The 15913-nt window shown below is 68.5% G+C and carries 16 protein-coding genes; 1 reads left to right on the top strand and 15 read right to left on the bottom strand.

The annotated features are described in order from the left end of the window. Nucleotides 1-7 precede the first annotated feature (7 nt). The 11 genes from F7O44_RS25185 to F7O44_RS25135 all read right to left on the bottom strand — a co-directional run bounded on the left by F7O44_RS25185 (nt 8) and on the right by F7O44_RS25135 (nt 9046). Nucleotides 8-1159: an NAD(P)/FAD-dependent oxidoreductase gene (locus F7O44_RS25185; RefSeq protein ID WP_343073919.1), complete on the bottom strand. Its 1152-nt coding sequence runs from the start codon at nt 1157-1159 to the stop codon at nt 8-10. Between the two features lie 19 nt (nt 1160-1178). Further along, nucleotides 1179-1382: a ferredoxin gene (locus F7O44_RS25180; protein ID WP_174255987.1), complete on the bottom strand. Its 204-nt coding sequence runs from the start codon at nt 1380-1382 to the stop codon at nt 1179-1181. Nucleotides 1383-1453: 71 nt separating this feature from the next. Beyond that, the gene (locus F7O44_RS25175) at nt 1454-2653 is read right to left on the bottom strand and encodes an amidohydrolase family protein (RefSeq protein ID WP_162453070.1); all 1200 of its coding nucleotides are present in this window, start codon (nt 2651-2653) and stop codon (nt 1454-1456) included. Next, the gene (locus F7O44_RS25170; protein WP_162453069.1) at nt 2650-3237 is read right to left on the bottom strand and encodes an amino acid synthesis family protein; all 588 of its coding nucleotides are present in this window, start codon (nt 3235-3237) and stop codon (nt 2650-2652) included. Before F7O44_RS25170 ends, F7O44_RS25175 begins: the two co-directional genes overlap by 4 nt. Then, nucleotides 3234-4088, bottom strand: a complete 855-nt coding sequence (locus F7O44_RS25165) for an enoyl-CoA hydratase/isomerase family protein (RefSeq protein ID WP_162453068.1) — start codon at nt 4086-4088, stop codon at nt 3234-3236. Before F7O44_RS25165 ends, F7O44_RS25170 begins: the two co-directional genes overlap by 4 nt. Next, the gene (locus F7O44_RS25160) at nt 4085-4963 is read right to left on the bottom strand and encodes an FAD binding domain-containing protein (protein ID WP_162453067.1); all 879 of its coding nucleotides are present in this window, start codon (nt 4961-4963) and stop codon (nt 4085-4087) included. The genes F7O44_RS25165 and F7O44_RS25160 overlap by 4 nt, the downstream gene beginning before the upstream one ends. Nucleotides 4964-4965: 2 nt before the next feature. Next, nucleotides 4966-5499, bottom strand: a complete 534-nt coding sequence (locus F7O44_RS25155; RefSeq protein ID WP_162453066.1) for a (2Fe-2S)-binding protein — start codon at nt 5497-5499, stop codon at nt 4966-4968. Between the two features lie 111 nt (nt 5500-5610). Next, entirely contained in the window at nt 5611-6057 is a 447-nt protein-coding gene (locus F7O44_RS25150; protein ID WP_162453065.1) for a carboxymuconolactone decarboxylase family protein, read from the bottom strand. A gap of 46 nt (nt 6058-6103) precedes the next feature. Further along, nucleotides 6104-7387 carry a TRAP transporter large permease subunit gene (locus tag F7O44_RS25145; protein ID WP_162453064.1) on the bottom strand — a complete coding sequence of 428 codons (1284 nt, stop codon included), beginning with the start codon at nt 7385-7387 and terminating at the stop codon, nt 6104-6106. Nucleotides 7388-7415: 28 nt separating this feature from the next. Continuing rightward, nucleotides 7416-7910 (bottom strand): TRAP transporter small permease, encoded by a 495-nt coding sequence (locus F7O44_RS25140; protein WP_162453063.1) that lies wholly within the window; start codon nt 7908-7910, stop codon nt 7416-7418. Nucleotides 7911-7951: 41 nt separating this feature from the next. Then, entirely contained in the window at nt 7952-9046 is a 1095-nt protein-coding gene (locus tag F7O44_RS25135; RefSeq protein ID WP_162453062.1) for a TRAP transporter substrate-binding protein, read from the bottom strand. Between the two features lie 410 nt (nt 9047-9456). On the opposite strand from F7O44_RS25135, the gene F7O44_RS25130 reads away from it, so the two are divergent. Beyond that, nucleotides 9457-10554, top strand: coding sequence for a LuxR C-terminal-related transcriptional regulator (locus F7O44_RS25130; protein ID WP_162453061.1), 1098 nt, complete (start codon nt 9457-9459; stop codon nt 10552-10554). Nucleotides 10555-10593: 39 nt separating this feature from the next. On the opposite strand, the gene F7O44_RS25125 is transcribed toward F7O44_RS25130, so the two are convergent. The 4 genes from F7O44_RS25125 to F7O44_RS25110 all read right to left on the bottom strand — a co-directional run bounded on the left by F7O44_RS25125 (nt 10594) and on the right by F7O44_RS25110 (nt 15881). Next, nucleotides 10594-12279 carry a thiamine pyrophosphate-binding protein gene (locus F7O44_RS25125; protein WP_187361621.1) on the bottom strand — a complete coding sequence of 562 codons (1686 nt, stop codon included), beginning with the start codon at nt 12277-12279 and terminating at the stop codon, nt 10594-10596. 79 nt (nt 12280-12358) lie between these two features. Continuing rightward, nucleotides 12359-14791 carry a xanthine dehydrogenase family protein molybdopterin-binding subunit gene (locus tag F7O44_RS25120; RefSeq protein ID WP_222851682.1) on the bottom strand — a complete coding sequence of 811 codons (2433 nt, stop codon included), beginning with the start codon at nt 14789-14791 and terminating at the stop codon, nt 12359-12361. Further along, nucleotides 14788-15597, bottom strand: coding sequence for an SDR family NAD(P)-dependent oxidoreductase (locus F7O44_RS25115; RefSeq protein ID WP_162453060.1), 810 nt, complete (start codon nt 15595-15597; stop codon nt 14788-14790). The genes F7O44_RS25120 and F7O44_RS25115 overlap by 4 nt, the downstream gene beginning before the upstream one ends. Continuing rightward, complete coding sequence (locus F7O44_RS25110; protein WP_222851681.1) at nt 15594-15881, bottom strand: hypothetical protein; 288 nt, start codon at nt 15879-15881, stop codon at nt 15594-15596. The genes F7O44_RS25115 and F7O44_RS25110 overlap by 4 nt, the downstream gene beginning before the upstream one ends. Between the last annotated feature and the right edge of the window lie 32 nt (nt 15882-15913).

Here is a 15913-nt window from a genome sequence, read left to right as displayed (position 1 = left end):
GACCTCCTCAGGACTCGACGACGTCGCCCCAGGGCACCTGGTCGCGAATGGCCCGGCTGTACAGCGCCAATCGACGAGCGGCATTCACGCACAGAGCCCCGCGCAGGACCCCGTCCCTGCCGAACAGGGCCACCATCGACGTGTCGTCCATCCGCTCGACGTGGATCTGCTCGGCTGCGTTCGCCCGACCCACAAAACGCATCTTCGCGTTGAATTGATCGGACCAGAAGTATGGAACTGGAGTGTATGCCTCGACCGCGCCCAGTAGCGACGCGGCGGCGTGTCGGCCCTGTTCAACGGCGTTCGTCCACTGCTCGACCCGCATCTCCTCGTCGAACAACGCGTTGTACCAGCGGGTGACGTCTCCGGCGGCGACAACGCCGGGCACCGAGGTGTGCAGGCTTTTGTCGCACACCACACCGTCGGCCAGCCGCACGCCGCTGCCCTCCAGCCATCCGGTCGCTGGGGTGACGCCGACCCCGGCCACCACCAGGTCGGCGGAGAGCACCGTGCCATTCTGGAGCCGGATCTTGCTGCCACGGGCGCCCGCTTCGATGCCGTCCAGGACGCTGCCGCAGTGCAACTGAACGCCGTGTGCCTCCTGGTGCGTCCGGAACCACTGCCCCACTTCGTCGCCCAGAACCCGTGTCAGAGGCACCGGGGCAAGCTCGACTACGGACACGTCCAGGCCCATCTCGCGGGCCGTCGCGGCCACTTCGAGCCCGATGAACCCGGCGCCCAACACCACTAGGTGTCTCCCCGGTGTCAGCTGCCCGTGCAGGGCGATGGCGTCGTCCACGGTCCGCAGGGTGTGCACAGGGCCGACTCCGCCCAGCGTCTTCGGGGTGGATCCGGTGGCGAGCACGAGGCCGTCGTACTCCTCCTGTGTACCGTCATCGAGGACGACAACGCGCCGGGCCGGGTTCAGGTGCTTCGCGCGGCGGCCGAGCCGCAGCTCGACGCCGGCCTCGACGTACCACTCGGGCGCCCGCAAGTGGACCTTGTCCAGTTCAGGACCGTGATGAAGTGCTTCCTTCGACAGCGGCGGGCGATCGTAGGGTAGGTGCGGCTCGGCCCCGATCAACAGGATCTCGCCCGCATAGCCGTGCTCGCGTAGCCCTTCGATTGCGTGCACCGCAGCCAGCGAAGCCCCTACCACCACGACGCGGCGCACCGGATCAGCCGTTCTCGACGGTGATGGCGCGCGCTGGACAGACTCTGGCTGCGGCTTCCACCTGCGTGCGGAGCTCGTCCGACGGCGTCTCCTCGAGGACGATCGCCTTGCCTGCGGACTCGTCCAGGTCGAACACCGCCGGTGCCTCCATCATGCAGCAGGCGTATCCCTGACATGCCTGCAGGTCGACGATCACCTTCATGGACATGTCGTGTCCTCCTCTATCCGATCGGCCTGTGCCGGCCTCGGTGTTTTCAGTGGTCAGGTGAACGGTGCGGGTCAATGGGCCGGCTCCAGGTGCGGCTGCGCCGGGGCGATCGTGGCCAGCCGGGCCGCCCGCGGTGTGTTCCGGCTCAGCAGTCCCCGGGCCTGCCCGGCGGTGACGACGGCGCTGATCCCCGGTAGGTCGCCGATCCGCAGCGCACCGAGTGCGTCGTCGGCCGTCGACCCCCAGGGCGCGTCCATCACCACCAGGTCCGCGGCCGCTCCGGGGCGGATATAGCCTGACGGCAGGTCCCACGTCGCGGCGTTGTTGCCGGTCGCGGCCGCCCACATCAACGCGGGGTCGACACCGGCCAATGACGACAGCTCGGCCACCGTCTTGAGCACACCCAGCGGCATCACGCCGGTGCCGGTCGGAGTGTCCGAGCCGATGACCACCCGGTGGAACTGACCGTCGTCCAGGGCTTTGCGCAGGATCCGCACCGCGGAGCGCACGTTGCCGGCCTGGACCAGTTGCAGCGCCATCGTGGTCTGCTCGATGATGAGGTCGACCCCCTGCTCGCTGAGCGAGGTCGGACCGCCGTTGATGTGCCCACAGACGTCCGGCGCGAGTTCCAGCAGATGCTCCGGCGTGATGGGTTTGCTGCCGGGGATGCTGGCACCACCGGAGTGGCACATCACCGTGATGCCGTGCTCCTGGGCCCATCTGACCTGGTCGACGCCGTCGGAGGGGTCCTCGTAGCGGCCGAAGCCGAACTTGGCCAGGTGCACACCGGCGCGCTGCAGCTCGGCGAAGTCCTCCCGCCGCAGCGTCGGTTCCAGGACGACGGCCCCCGCGTGCACCCGCATGCCGCCCGGCCGGAAGTTCTCGAAGCAGGACCGGGCGGCGATGGCCAGCGCCTTCACTCCGGTGGCGTCGTGCGGACGGCCGGGTGCGTGGATCTCGCCCGGAGAGACCACGCTGGTGATGCCGCCGTGTACATAGCTGGCCAGGAAGTCGACGGTCTTCTGCCGCGGGGTGTAGTCCCCCAGGACCACGTGGCAGTGCGAGTCGATCAGACCCGGCGCCAGGGTGCTGCCGCGCGCGTCGATCACCGTGTCCGCGGCGTCGATCTGCGCACCGAGCTGACTCTCCGTGCCGATAGCGGTGATCACGCCGTCTTCGCAGTACACGGTGTCCGCGTCGCCGATCACCGGGGCGGTCCGGTCGCCGGAGAGCACCGTCCCGGCGCCGACGACGGCGAGCCGCGCCGTCACGACGCACCGCCGGCCCGGGCCTCGTCGACGGTGAGCCCGCCCACCCGGGCGTTGATCCGGCCCCGGTTAGACACTGCGGCGATGATCACCAGTTCGTCCGGCAGCGGCGCGTCAGGAATACGCATCTCCAAGGCGTCGTAGTGGCTGCGCACCCAGATCTCGTCCTTGAAGGCCAGTGGCACGTCGATGACGGCACCGGGTGCGGAGACCTTCGTCGCCGACGTGATCCACGCCTTCCCGCCCCCGATCGCGGCCCGGAACGCGTTGCCGAACACCGACGTCAGCGCGGCGTTGACGTGCTCCTGTTCACCCGAGGTGCCCACCAGCCCGGCCTTGCCGTAGCTCTCGACCGGCGCACCCAGCAGCCGTGCGGCCTCGGTGCCGAGATAGGTCCCGATCTCGCCCGACGCGTCCACCAGGGGTGCCAGGTCGGCAACGTACCCTTGGCCGGCGAACGGGTTCGTGCACACCACGCAGACGGCGACCTTGCGCAGCGGGCCGTCGTCGTCGGATACGCCGGCTGCCAGCCGGATCTCCTCTACCTGGGCGAAGGTCTTACGCACAGTGAGTTCGGTGCTGCTCATCTCGATCCTCCGATGGACGGGTCGGGGGTGGTGGCTTGGTCGGTGGTGGCTTGGTCGGTGGTGGCTTGGTCGGTGGTGGCTTGGTCGGTGGTGGCTTGGTCGGTGGCGGCTTGGTCAACCATCTGATTGACCAATTCGGCGACGCCGAGCCGGACGGCGGTCCGTGGAGGCACCGTCGACGCGACGCCGATGAACGACTTGATGGTCCGCACGATGTCCGGGTCCAGCCGCGCGAGCTCCTCGGCCAGCGCGTCGACCGAGCCGTCGAGAGTCTCCTCGTCGACGATCCGGGACACGAGGCCGAGTCGCTGCGCCTCCACCGCGTCCACGACCCGCCCGGTCAGTAAAAGGTCCAGGAGGGCGGTGCGGTTCAGCCGGTGAACGAAGTACGAAGCGACGACGGTGGGTGCGATGCCGTGCGGGACTTCGGGAAAGGCGAGCCGCGCGGTGCTGGCGGCCACGACCAGGTCGCACCGGCCGGCCAGGCTGGCCCCGGCGCCCAAGGCCCGGCCGTGCACCACCGAGACGGTGAGCCCGGGGAAATCTTCGACCAGTTCGTTCACGCCTTGGACGCGGGCAAATTCTGCGTTGAGGATGCTCGGTGTCGGCGGGCCGTCCAGCCTAGGGCCCTGCCGGCCGAGGCAGAAGTCGTCTCCGGCACCACGGAGCACCAGCACCCGGGTGCCGGCGTCCCTGGCCTCACGGACGCGCTCGGCCAGCAGGTCCAGCAGCGTCGCGTCGAGCTTGTTGCCGGTCCCGGGCCGGTTCAGCGTGCACGTGGTGACCGTGCCCGTGCGCCTGACCAGCACGGCGTCATCGTTGATCTCGTCCGTCTCGTTCGGCTCGCTCATGCGGCCCACCTCATTCCAGCTCGTGACGCCGCGACCTGCAGGGCTCTCCGGGTGGCCACTTCGAGCAGGTGCAGCCGGTATTCGGCCGGGGCGTGCAGGTCACTGAGCGGTTCGACACCCTGGGAGGCGAGCGCCGCGACGTCATCCAGCACCGCTGGATCCGCCGCGGCGCCGAGCAGCGCGTCCTCCACCACGGGGAGCCGCCGGGGTGTCCCGGATACGCCGGTCATGGCTACCCGCGCGCGGTGGACCACACCGTCGACGACGGTCAGCGCCGCAGCCACCCCACACAACGCGAGATGGCTGGCCGGCTGCTCGAACTTCTCGTAGGCCGCTCCGGTCCCGGGCGGCGGCAAGGGCACGTCAACCGCGGTCAGCACATCGTCGTCGGCGAGATCCGTCGAGAAGATGCCGGTCACGAAGTCGCTGAGGGCCATCACCCGTTCTCCGCGACGGGAACCGATCCGCACCTCCGCGTCCAAGGCCAGCATCAGCGCGGGCAGGTCGGCCGTAGGGTCGCCGTGGGCCAGCGCGCCGCCGACGGTGCCGCGGGCACGGACTTGCTGGTCGGCGATGACCTCCAGCGTGTCCGCCAGACCGGGCAGCAACCCGAGGGTGCTGGAGCTGTGCTGTAGTTCGCGGTACGTGGTCAGCGCGCCGATCCGGACGCCGTTCTCGGTACGCCACTGACCGCGCAGCTCTGCAGTGCCGGCCAGGTCGATCAGCATGGCCGGGCTGACGAGGCGCAGCTTCATCATCGGCAGGAGGCTCTGGCCGCCGGCGATCAGCTTGGCTTCACCGGCATGCTGCTCCAGCGCGGTGAACACGCCGTCGAGATCGGCTGGGCGCTGGTAGGCGAACTCCGCTGGGTACATCGTCAGTCCGCCTTCGCCGTCGACGTCGCCTTCGTGGTCGCCGGCTCCTGCGTACTCGCCGCCTTGAGCGCCGCGGCAACGATGTTCTGATAGCCGGTGCAACGGCACAGGTTGCCGTCGATGCCATGGCGTACCTCGTCGTCGGTCGGCTTGGGGTTGTCACGCAGCAACTGCCGGACCGCGAGCACCATGCCGGGCGTACAGAACCCGCACTGCAGGCCGTGCTCGTCCCAGAACGCCTGTTGGACCGGGTCGAGCCCGTTTTCGGTGCCCAGCGAGACGTCCTCGATGGTGCGCACCGAGCTCCCCGCGGCCTGCGCCGCCAGCACCGTGCACGACTTCACCGCCACCCCGTCCAGCTCCACGGTGCACGCCCCGCACTGCGTGGTGTCGCAGCCGACATGGGTGCCGGTGAGGCCGAGGTTCTCCCGCAGGAAATGGACCAGCAGGGTACGCGCCGGCACGGTATGCACCTCGCGTCGCCCGTTGACCTCGAGGTCAACAACAACGTCCGTGCTCCTCGCGGCGGGATCCATCGCGGCTCCGATGCTCGTGTTGTCCGGTGGTGCGTCTTGGTGCGGAGAGTTCCTGTCCAGTGGTTCGTCACGCTACGGAACGCGGCAGGTCAGCCACGTCCCCCCGACGGGTCAATTCCGGGTCTCCGGGTGCGGCAGGACGTCCGGACTGGGCTCGATCCCCTCGGCGCCGACCACCTCCCGCCATACGTCGAAGCCGTGCTGGAATGCCACGACACCGGCCTGCGGGAGTGCGATCTCGATCGCCTCCAAGATCTCCTGCGGAGTGGCGCCGTGCTGCAGCGCGACCCTGATGTGGCTGGCGATGTGGTGCCGTTCCGCCCGCACCACCGTCAGACTGAGGACGAACAGCAGCTCCTTGGTCCGCCGGTCGAGCGAACGTTCCTCCAGGTACGCGGCGGACACCAGCTCATTGGCTGCTTTGAGCACCGGTAGGTCGTGCGCCGCCATCACCCGGTGGTAGTCGAGGACGTAACCGCGGCGGCGGACCATCTCGTCCACATACCGCTGCTGCTCGTCCCGATCCCCGTCGTCGTGCCTGGCATCGTCGTCAACCATCCCGCTGGTCCTCCCTTACTCGTCGTCCTTCTTGGTGATGGCCACATCAGGTGATGATCAATCCGGGGACGGCGATGAACAAGGCGATGGCCAAGGCGTACGGGATGAAGAAGACGACGGTCCCTTTGGACACCGACACCACGTCGAGGTCCTTGTCCAGCGCACTCACGATGTAGAGGTTCACACCCACGGGCGGCGTCACCGCGCCGATGGTGGTCACCAGCGTGACGATGATGGTGAACCAGACCGGGTCGAACCCGAGCGACACCGCCAGCGGGAAGAAGATCGGAATGCTGATGACCAGAAAGCCCAGCGCGTCCATGAACGCACCGCCCACCAGGTAGATCAGCACCAGGATGAGCAGGACCACCATCGAGGGCACAGCCAGTGATCCGACCCATGCCGCCAGCTCGAACGGGAGCCGCGTCAGGCTCAGGAAACGCCCGAAGACCACCGCGCCGGTCACCAGCAGCACCACCATGGCCGAGATCCGCAGGCTGTCCATCACCGCGGCCCACAACGCCTTGGGGGTGAGGCTGCGGCGGAGCAACGCGATGACGATCGCCCCGAACGCCCCTACGGCACCGGCCTCGGTCGGGGTAAACCACCCTAGGTACAGCCCGCCGATGACAAGCGCGAACAGCGCCAGTGCCTCCAGCACCCCGGTGAGCGACTTGAACCGCTCCGGCCAGCTCACCTTGGGACCAGGCGGCCCAAGCTCGGGACGGCGCCAGCACAGCACCAGCACCGTCGCGACCAGCAAGGCGCCCACGACCAGCCCTGGCACCAAGGCCGCCACGAACAGCCGCGCGATGGACTGCTCGGACTGGATCGCGATGATGATCAAAGCCGTCGACGGCGGGATCAAGACACCCAGCGTGCCACCGATGGCGACGCTTCCACCGCTGAGGGCGGGCTGATACCGGTACTTCTTCATCTCGGGCAAGGAGACCGCGCCCATGGTGGCCGTCGTCGCCGAGTTGGACCCGGAGAACGTCGAGAACCCGATGCTGGCCAGAATCGTCGTCGCCGCCACACCACCCGGCAGCGAGCCGATCCATTTGTACGCGGTCGCGTAGAGGCGTTCGCTGATCCCGGCCCGGAACGCGATCTGCCCCATCAAGACGAACAGCGGAATAACCGACAACCCATACGACGTGAACTGCCGGTATGTGTCCGCCGCCAGCAGCTGGATCGCGGCCGGTGTGCCGATCATGTAGGCGGAGCCGACGACGCCGGCCAGCATGAGCGCGAACGCCACCGGCATCCGCAACATCATGATCATGAGCATGATGGCGATCCCGATGACCGCTACGACGGTGAAGCTCACGATGCACTCCCAGGAACGTCCGAGCGGCTCACCAGATCGTCTCCGGGTTGGCCGAGCGCAGATTGCGGCGGACGGCAGCCAGGTCGGCCAACAACGCGAGCACCAGTCCGGCCACCCCCACGGCCAGCACCAGCGAGACTGGCCAGAACGGCAACCGCAGCGAATCGGTCACCGCCCCTTGATCACGCAGGTTCAGCCCGTAGGCCGTGAGCTGCTGGGCCAGCAGGCTGAACAGGACAACCGAGATCACCGTCACCATCGCGCCGACGTAGAGTTGGGTGCGTACGGAGGTCCGGCGCATCACCAGGTCGATCGCGATATGCGACCTGCTGCGCTGCGCCTCCGCCAGCGCCAGCCCGTTCACCAGCACCGCGAGCAGCCCCACTACTTCGAAGGTGCCGTGGTAGGGCGTGGCGAACAAGCGCAACCCGATGTTGCCCACCGTGATGGACAGCATCACGAGCAGAACCACGCCGGCGACGCTGGCCAGAGACTTCGTCACCAGGTCAACACCGCCGGACATGGTCCCTCCTTCGAGCCCGTTGCCGGTCACGAGCGGCAGCCTCAGTCGCCGAACTCGGCCGTGTACTGCTCCTGCAGCTCGGTCATCCGGTTGAAGACCTCTTGCGGGTCGAAGCCGTTACCTTCGACATCGTCGGCCCAGGCGGTGATGAGTTCGCTGAGGATCTCGTCCCAGGCCTCTTCCTCACCTTCATCGAGCTGGACGACCTCCAGATCGTGCTCGGCTTCGGCCCATTCCAGCGCCCCGCCGACGTTCTCGTCGTCGTGATAGCCGGAGGCGAACTCCATCATCTCCTGACGTAAGCCCTGGATCTCGGCTTTCACGTCGTCGGGCAGGGCGGCGAATTTGTCTTCGTCCATCACCGCGACGAAGGTGTTGGACACGCCGAAGGCGTAGTCGCTCACGTAGCCGACCTGCTCGGCCAGGCCGAAGTCCTGCAGCACCTCGCGCGAGGACACGTAGCCGTTGATGACGCCGGTCTGCAGCCCTTCGGCGACCTCGGGCATCGGCATACCCACCGGTGAGGCGCCCAGCGCCTGCAAAGCCGGCACACCGGCGCCGGATCCGCGCACTTCCAGCCCCGCGAGGTCGTCCCGGCTCGACACCGGCCGGTCCGACTGCAGCCGGGCCGGCTCCGTCGTGAAGGCTGTGATGATCTCGTATCCGGCGAACTCCTGCGGTTCGAACTCGTCGAGCAGGTCCAGTAGAGTCCGGCTGGCCACCTTGGCATTGGCGAAGCCGACCGGCAGCGACACAACCGAGCTCAGCGGGAAGCGGCCGACGTCGTACGCGGGTGAATCAAGCCCGACATCGGCGATACCGCCGCTGACGCCGTCGTAGATGTCGCCGGCACCCAGGAGCGTGCCGCCGGGGAACAGCTCGACGGATATCTGGCCGTCGGTGCGCTCATTGAGGCGCTCGGCCCACTCCTCCATCTGAACGGCCGGGAACGACGCGGCAGGAGCGAAGAACGCGTACCGCAGGGAGATCTCGGCGGTGTCCTCATCCCCGACCGATTCACTCTCGCCGTCGCCGTCGCCGCCGCTGGCGATGGCTCCGTCCCCGCATGCCGCGAGCATGGCAACTGCGGCCAGGCCGGCAACCAGCCGGCCTCGGACAAGCGTCGAACGTTTCATAGCTCTTAACCTCCGTGGCTCTTCGGTTCAGCTGATACAGGAGGCGTGGCCGCCTCCTGGGTGGGCTCACGTTGTCCGGGGAGCTCGTCGTGCAAACCGCTGCCAGATTCGAGAGACGCTACCGGCTGCATCGGTGCGGGGGTTTCACCCAATCGGGTACATCCACGAACCTCACCGCGTACCGGTGCCGCGCGGGGCGGCCAGGGCGCGCTGACGTTTCGCTGACGTTCGGCACGGGACCGGCACAAGAGCATTGACCAGCCATATCCCGGCCATGCATGCTGCCTGGAACCTCTGCACCCGAACGAGGGGTCGGCCGACGGGACGGACTCCCGTGCGTGGGGAGCCTCGCGCAGGTCGTCCGTCCGCACAGCACCACTGATCCAACCAACGGCACTAGGTGGTCGTGGATGAAACCTCGGGCAATACACGAGCAAGACGCACGGAGCCGGTTCGCCGGCGCACTCCAGTCGGCTTTGACCCTGGGCGAGGTCGAGAACGCGTTCTTCGACGTCGTTCAAGAAGTGATCCCGGCCGGCGGATTCGGCCTGTATCGTCTGGATACCGATTCGGGCGGCGTGGTCAGTGTCCGCGCCGAGGTGGGCTCGGACTTCCTCGACGACTACGAGGAGTACGGCCGCGACGACGACCCTGTGCTGGACTTCGTGCTGGAGCAGCGCCGTCCGATCGACTCGTCCCGCGTGGCGCCGGTCGAGCGGTGGACGGCGTGCGGCGCCCGCTCCGCGCTTGGCGTCGGCGGCTACGCGCACTCACTCGAGGCGCCGGTAGTGGTGTCCGGCACGTTCTTCGGGACAATCAACTTCGCCCGCACCGAGGCACAACCGGGCTTCGACGACGACGATCTGATCGCCGCCCGCTTCGCCAGCGAACAGCTCAGCCTCGCTACCGAGCGCGCGTTGCGCTTTGAGAGCACCGGTCATCGCGCCAGCATGCTCGAGCACGTGCTGGACCGGGTGCCGCAGGCCGTCGTCGTCACCGATCTCGACGCCCAGGTGCTGTACCGCAACCGCACCGCCCGCGACGAACCCTGGCTGACAGTGTCGCCGGACGTGTCCGGGCGGCTCGGCCCGGTGGACGAGAGCATCGCCGAGGCGATGGAGGAGTTCCGCCGCGATGGCAAACGCGTACACACGCGCAGCCTGCGGGACCAGCGCTCCGGCCGCCAGGTGATCGTCAAGTCCTACCGGCTGGCCGACAACGACGACGCTGCGGTCACGCTGATCTTCAACTGCGGACAGGAGACCGTGGAGCGGCTGCCCCTGTGGGACGTGTTGTCCAGGCGGGAACAAGAGATCGCCGAGCTGGTGAGCCAAGGGCTGACCACCAAGCAGATCGCGGAGCGGGCGTACGTCACGGAGAACACCGTCAAACAGCACCTCAAGCGGGTCTTCGCCAAGACCGACGTCCGCAACCGGGCCGAGTTGATCCAGCTCATCTGGTCCTCCGGCAGCCGCGGCACCGGCCAGGCAGGCAGCGCCGCCGGGTGACTCCCAGGCGCACCGGCGAGCCCGCGCGAGCCGCAGGGATCAGTGGCCTTGGAAGTCTTGCTCGGCCCAGTATCCGACCACGTCAGGGTCGATTTTCGCATCGACGATCATGGGCCCCTCGGGGTTCTCCAGCCACTCGGCCACCGGCGTAAGATCCGAGACGCCGCGCACCGTGACACCTGCTGCCCCCGCCCCGCGGGCAAGCGCCGCGATGTCCGTCGGGGGGAATCGCACCAGTTCCAGCCTGGTGCGGCCACCGCTGAAATGGTGCACCTCCGCACCGTACGCGGCGTCGTTGTACACGACGACCAGCACCGGTAGCCGGAGCCGCACCAGCGTCTCCAGCTCGGAGACGCTCATCAGGAATCCGCCGTCGCCTGCTGCTAGGACGGTCAGCCGGTCCGGCCGGGCGGTCTGCGCGCCGACCGCTGCCGCGAGGCCGAGCCCGATCGACTGGAACCCGGAACTGGTGAACACGAACCCCTCCGGATCCGGCACTGTCCAGCAGGTCACCGGCCAGCCGAGGAAATGCCCGCCGTCGACGACGACGGTCCGCGCCGCGGGCAGCATCGTCTCCAGCTCAAGGGACAGCACCCTCGGGTGAATCAGGCCTGGCTGCCCCGCTTGCGACTCCGCGGATTGTGCTCGGCCGTAGCGGTGGATCCGGGCCGCGACGGTCTCGGTCCGCCAGCCGGGTTTGCCCGCATATGGACTGTCTTCCTGCCGGCTGTCCCGCGCCGCCAGCTCGTCGAGGAGTGCCCGGGCGGTCTCACCCGAATCACCGAGCACACCCACATCAACCCGCTCGGTCTGCCCGAGTGCACGTGCGTCGACGTCGACCTGCACGACCGCCGCGTCCGGCCCGAGCAGCCGCCCGTGCCGCGTGGTCCACGTGGTGAAGGAGCAGCCGAAGCCAACCACGACGTCGGCCTCGCGCATCAACTCCGCCGCGCCGTCGGACGCGAACCCACCGGCGATACCCAGCGTCCACGGATCGTCGGTGAAGAACCCGTTGGCGACGGCCGTATTGGCCAGCAGCGCTCCAGTCCGTTCTCCGAGCAGGAGCAGTGCATCCCGCGTGTCTGACACCACCGCGCCGCGCCCGGCGATAATCAGCGGCCGCCTCGCGGTGGCTAGCAGGCTCGCCACGCCCGCAACGGATTCCGGGGTGGGCGCAGGTACGCGCACCGTGCCGCCCCCGTCGGTCGCGAGCTGTTCGGGCGCGGGTACACCGGCAGCCTGGATGTCCAGCGGCAGGTTGAGCACCACCGGCCGGCGCTCCACCCACGCCCGGCGGAACGCCCGGACCGTGTCCTCGACCACCGTCTCCCCTCGGTACACCTGCTCCGCGATTGCGCCAGTGCGGTCGATAAGCCCGATCTGGTCGACATAGAAATTCGATCTGGTCGATCCGGCGGACGTCTGACCAGTGATGACGAGCAACGGCGTCCGGCTCTTCACCGCGTCCACCAGGCCGGTGATCGTGTTGGTCAACCCCGGCCCCTGGTGCACACTGCACAAGGCCAGCTCTCCAGACACCCGTGCGTAGCTGTCCGCCATCGTGACCGCCGCACCCTCATGCCGGGCCGCCACGTATCTGGCACCAGCCTCAACCAGGGCTGCCGTGGGCACGAAGTTTCCACTGCCCACCACACCGAACACCTGCCGGACGCCGAGCTGCCATAGCGTCTCCCCCACTGCCTGACCGGCCGACACCGTCGTCATATTCACTCCTCCACATTTTCGCGTTGATCATGGGCACGTGACGCGTGTTCGGCGTCCGATAGGTGTCACGTGGCCATGATCAACGCGGGATGGGTCGGTCGATTCGGCCCGGCGCGGTCCGCAGGGCCGCCCACACCCGCTCCGGCGTGAACGGCATGTCCAGGTCCCACACACCCGCCGGGCGCAGCGCATCCAGTACCGCATTCGCGATGGCCGGCGTCGACCCGATCGCGCCGCTCTCCCCGATGCCCTTCACACCCATCGGGTTCACGGGCGTGGGCGACGTCGCGCGGGCCGTACGGATCACCGGGGTCTGCCGCGCCGTTGGGACGGCGTAGTCCATCAACGACGACGTCAGCGGCTGACCGTCATCGTCGTAGACCACCCGCTCGAACAGCGCTTGCGCGACACCCTGGGCGACGCCGCCATGCACCTGTCCGTCGGCCACAAGCGGGTTGATCACGGTGCCACAGTCGTCCACGGCGACGAAGTCGGTGACCTCGATGTGGCCGGTGTCGCGGTCCACCTCCACCACACACGCGTGTGTCCCGGAGGAGAACGTGTAGTTGGGCGGGTCGAAGTAGCCGGTCGCGTCCAGCCCTGGCTCTTCACCTTCGGGCAGCGGTTTCATCAGCATCAGCGCCTTGGTCGCGATAGCGGCGAAGCCGATCCGGCTCGCGGGCACACCCCTGACCTGGTAACCGCCGGGAACCTGCTCGATGTCCTTCTCGTCGGCCTCCAGCAGCTCGCCAGCCCATCGTCGCGCTTTGGCCACCACCTTCCGGCAGGCAAGCAGCACAGCGGTGCCGCCAACCGCCGCGCTGCGCGATCCGAACGTGCCGAAGCCGAACGGCGAGGTCTCGGTGTTGCCGTAGATGATCGAGATGTCGTCGTACGGGATCTGCAGCGCATCGGCGGCCACCTGCGCGAACGTCGTCTCATGGCCTTGACCGTGCCCGCACGTCCCCATCGAGATGGCCACCTTGCCGGACGGGTGAACCCGCACGGACGCGCTCTCCCACAGACCGGGTGAGCCTTCCATCGCCGCCACCGCCGACGGCGTCACGCCGCCGATCTCGACGTACGACGCCATACCCAGCCCGATCAGCCGGCCGTCGTCCGTGCCCGCGCGCTGCATGGCCCGCACGTCGTCGTACCCGATCTCGTCCAGCGCCGTCTGCAGGGCTGCCGCGTAGTCGCCGCTGTCGTAGTCCAAGCCGGTCGGGGTGTGCCATGGGAACGCGTCGGCGGGAACATAGTTACGACGACGCACCTCCGCCGGATCCAGTCCGAGATCCGCGGCGACCTCGTCGATCAGGCGCTCGGTGTAGTAGGTGGCCTCCGGCCGGCCGGCGCCTCGATATGGCCCGGTGGGGGTCGTGTTGGTGAACACGCCGACGATCTCGACGTCGATCGAGTCGAAGGCGTAGCTCTGCGGCAGCAACGGGCCCGTACGGCCGATGATGGTTCCCGACGAGTTCGGGTACAGGTACGCCCCCATGTTGCCCAGCACGCGCCCGCGCATGGCGGTGATGACGCCGTCGTCGTCGAAGGCCACTTCCAGGTCGGCGACGTGATCGCGGCCGTGCGTCGTTGCGAGGAAACTCTCGGTTCGCTCCTCCACCCACTTCACCGGCCGGCCCAGGTGCTTCGCGGCGTAGGCGATCGCGGCCTCGTCGGGATACATCGGCTCCTTGGCCCCGAACGCGCCGCCGACGTCGCCCGCGTCGACCCGGATCAGATGTTCTGGCATCCCCAGCACCTGGCCGATGAACCACCTGGTGTGATGCGGACGCTGAGTAGTGATCCAGACATCCATGACCTGCTCGTGCTGGTCATACGCTGCGATCATGCCGCGTGGCTCCATCACGAACGGCGCGACCCGGTGGTTCACCAGGCGGCGGCGCAGGCGGTGTGGCGCGGCGTCGAAGGCCGCAGCGGTGTCGCCGCCGGTGTACGAGGTGCGGAAGCAGCAGTTGTCGTCGAACCCCTCATGGAGCACGGGTGCATCGCCGGCCACGGCGTCTTCAACAAGGCACACCGCAGGAAGGGTTTCGTAGGACACGTGCACCGCCTCCGCGCCGTCGGCGGCGGCCGCGGGCGATTCGGCGATGACGACGGCCACCGGGTCACCCACCCAGCGGACGGTTCCCGACGACAGCACCGGCAGCTCGGGCAACGGCACACCGAGGCTGGGCGGCTGCCGGATCAGCGGGATCGGGTGCACGTCGCGCAGGTCGTCTGCGGTGATGACGGCGACGACACCCGGTGTGGCCAGAGTGGCGGCGGTGTCGATCCCGAGTAGCCGCGCGTGGGCCACCGAACTGCGCACGAAATGCGCGTAGAGCTGCCCCGGCAAAGTCCGGTCCTCGAGGAAGCGCCCCCGTCCGGTCAGGAATCGCGGATCCTCACGCCGCCGGACCGCCTGGCCCACAAAGCGCTCGGTGCCTGGTGGAGGCGCGTCCGCCGCCGCTCGGGCCGGGGCTTGGGGCTGTCCTTGAGTCTGTGTCACGTCCTGCCTCCGTCGGTGTTCACCACGACGCCGGTGACGATGCGCGCCGCCACGGGATCCGCCAGATACACGTATGCGCCCGCGTGATCCTCGGGCCGCGGAATGACGTCAAGCGCGTTGCCCGCCTGAATTCGCTGGTCGCGGCCGTCGACCCGGTCGGCGGTCATGTCCTGATCCAGCGCATCCAGTCCGCCCAGCCGGGTTCCCGACGTTCCGCCGGGCGCCACGCCGTTCGCCCGCACATCCGGGGCCAGATCCTTGGCCAGATGAGCGACGACGCCGCGTAGCGCCCACTTCGAGCTGCCGTACAGCACACCGCCGCCTTCCGGATAGAACGCGGACGCGGACAGCGTCAAGGTGACCGAACCACGCGCCGCCCGCAGCCTCGGGTAGGCGATATTGACCGCGAGCAGTCCGCCGAGGACGTTGACCCGCCAGATCTCCTCCGCTGCGGCTCGCAACTCTGCAGCCGTGAGATCGCGCACCGAGGCGTAGTAGTCGAAGACGCCGGCGCAGCAGGTCAGGTGGTCGAGACGGGCGTCGTCGGCAGCCGTGCTGACAGCCTTCACGATGGCGGCTGGGTCGGTCGCGTCGCCGCGCACAATGCTGACCGCGTCGCCGACGTCGCTGGCCAGCTTGGCGATGTACTCGTCGGATCGCTCCAGCACCGTCACCCGAGCGCCCTCGGCGAGGTACGCGTCCACGACGCCGCGCCCGATCCCCGAACCGCCGCCCGTGACCAGCACGGTCCGACCGGCCAGTCGTCCGGGTGGAGCTGATTGCGCCGCGGGGCCGGGGCCTGTCATCCCCCGGGTTTCCGTTCGAGCATCTCGGTGAACGTCTCGGGTTCCTGGTAGCTGAGGCAATCCAGCTCGACGGCGTCCAGCTGGACGCGGGTCCCGCGTCGCGGCGACCAGATGTCCAGCCGCACCCCGTTGCGGGTGTGCACGCGGGTGACGACCACGTCGGCGAACTCGTTCGCGATCACGATAGGCCCTTCGACACCGCCGTCACGCGGGACCTCATCGAGCAGCGCGCCGCCCGCGGGCCACTGTTCTGCGGTTCCGTGCTCGCTAGAGTCCTCGTCCACGTTCCCTCCTCCGCCCCCTCCTGCGTTGATCA

Origin of the sequence: Phytoactinopolyspora mesophila (assembly GCF_010122465.1) — a bacterium.
Taxonomy (GTDB): Bacteria; Actinomycetota; Actinomycetes; order Jiangellales; family Jiangellaceae; genus Phytoactinopolyspora; species Phytoactinopolyspora mesophila.
This window is presented reverse-complemented; position numbering and strand designations above follow the sequence as displayed.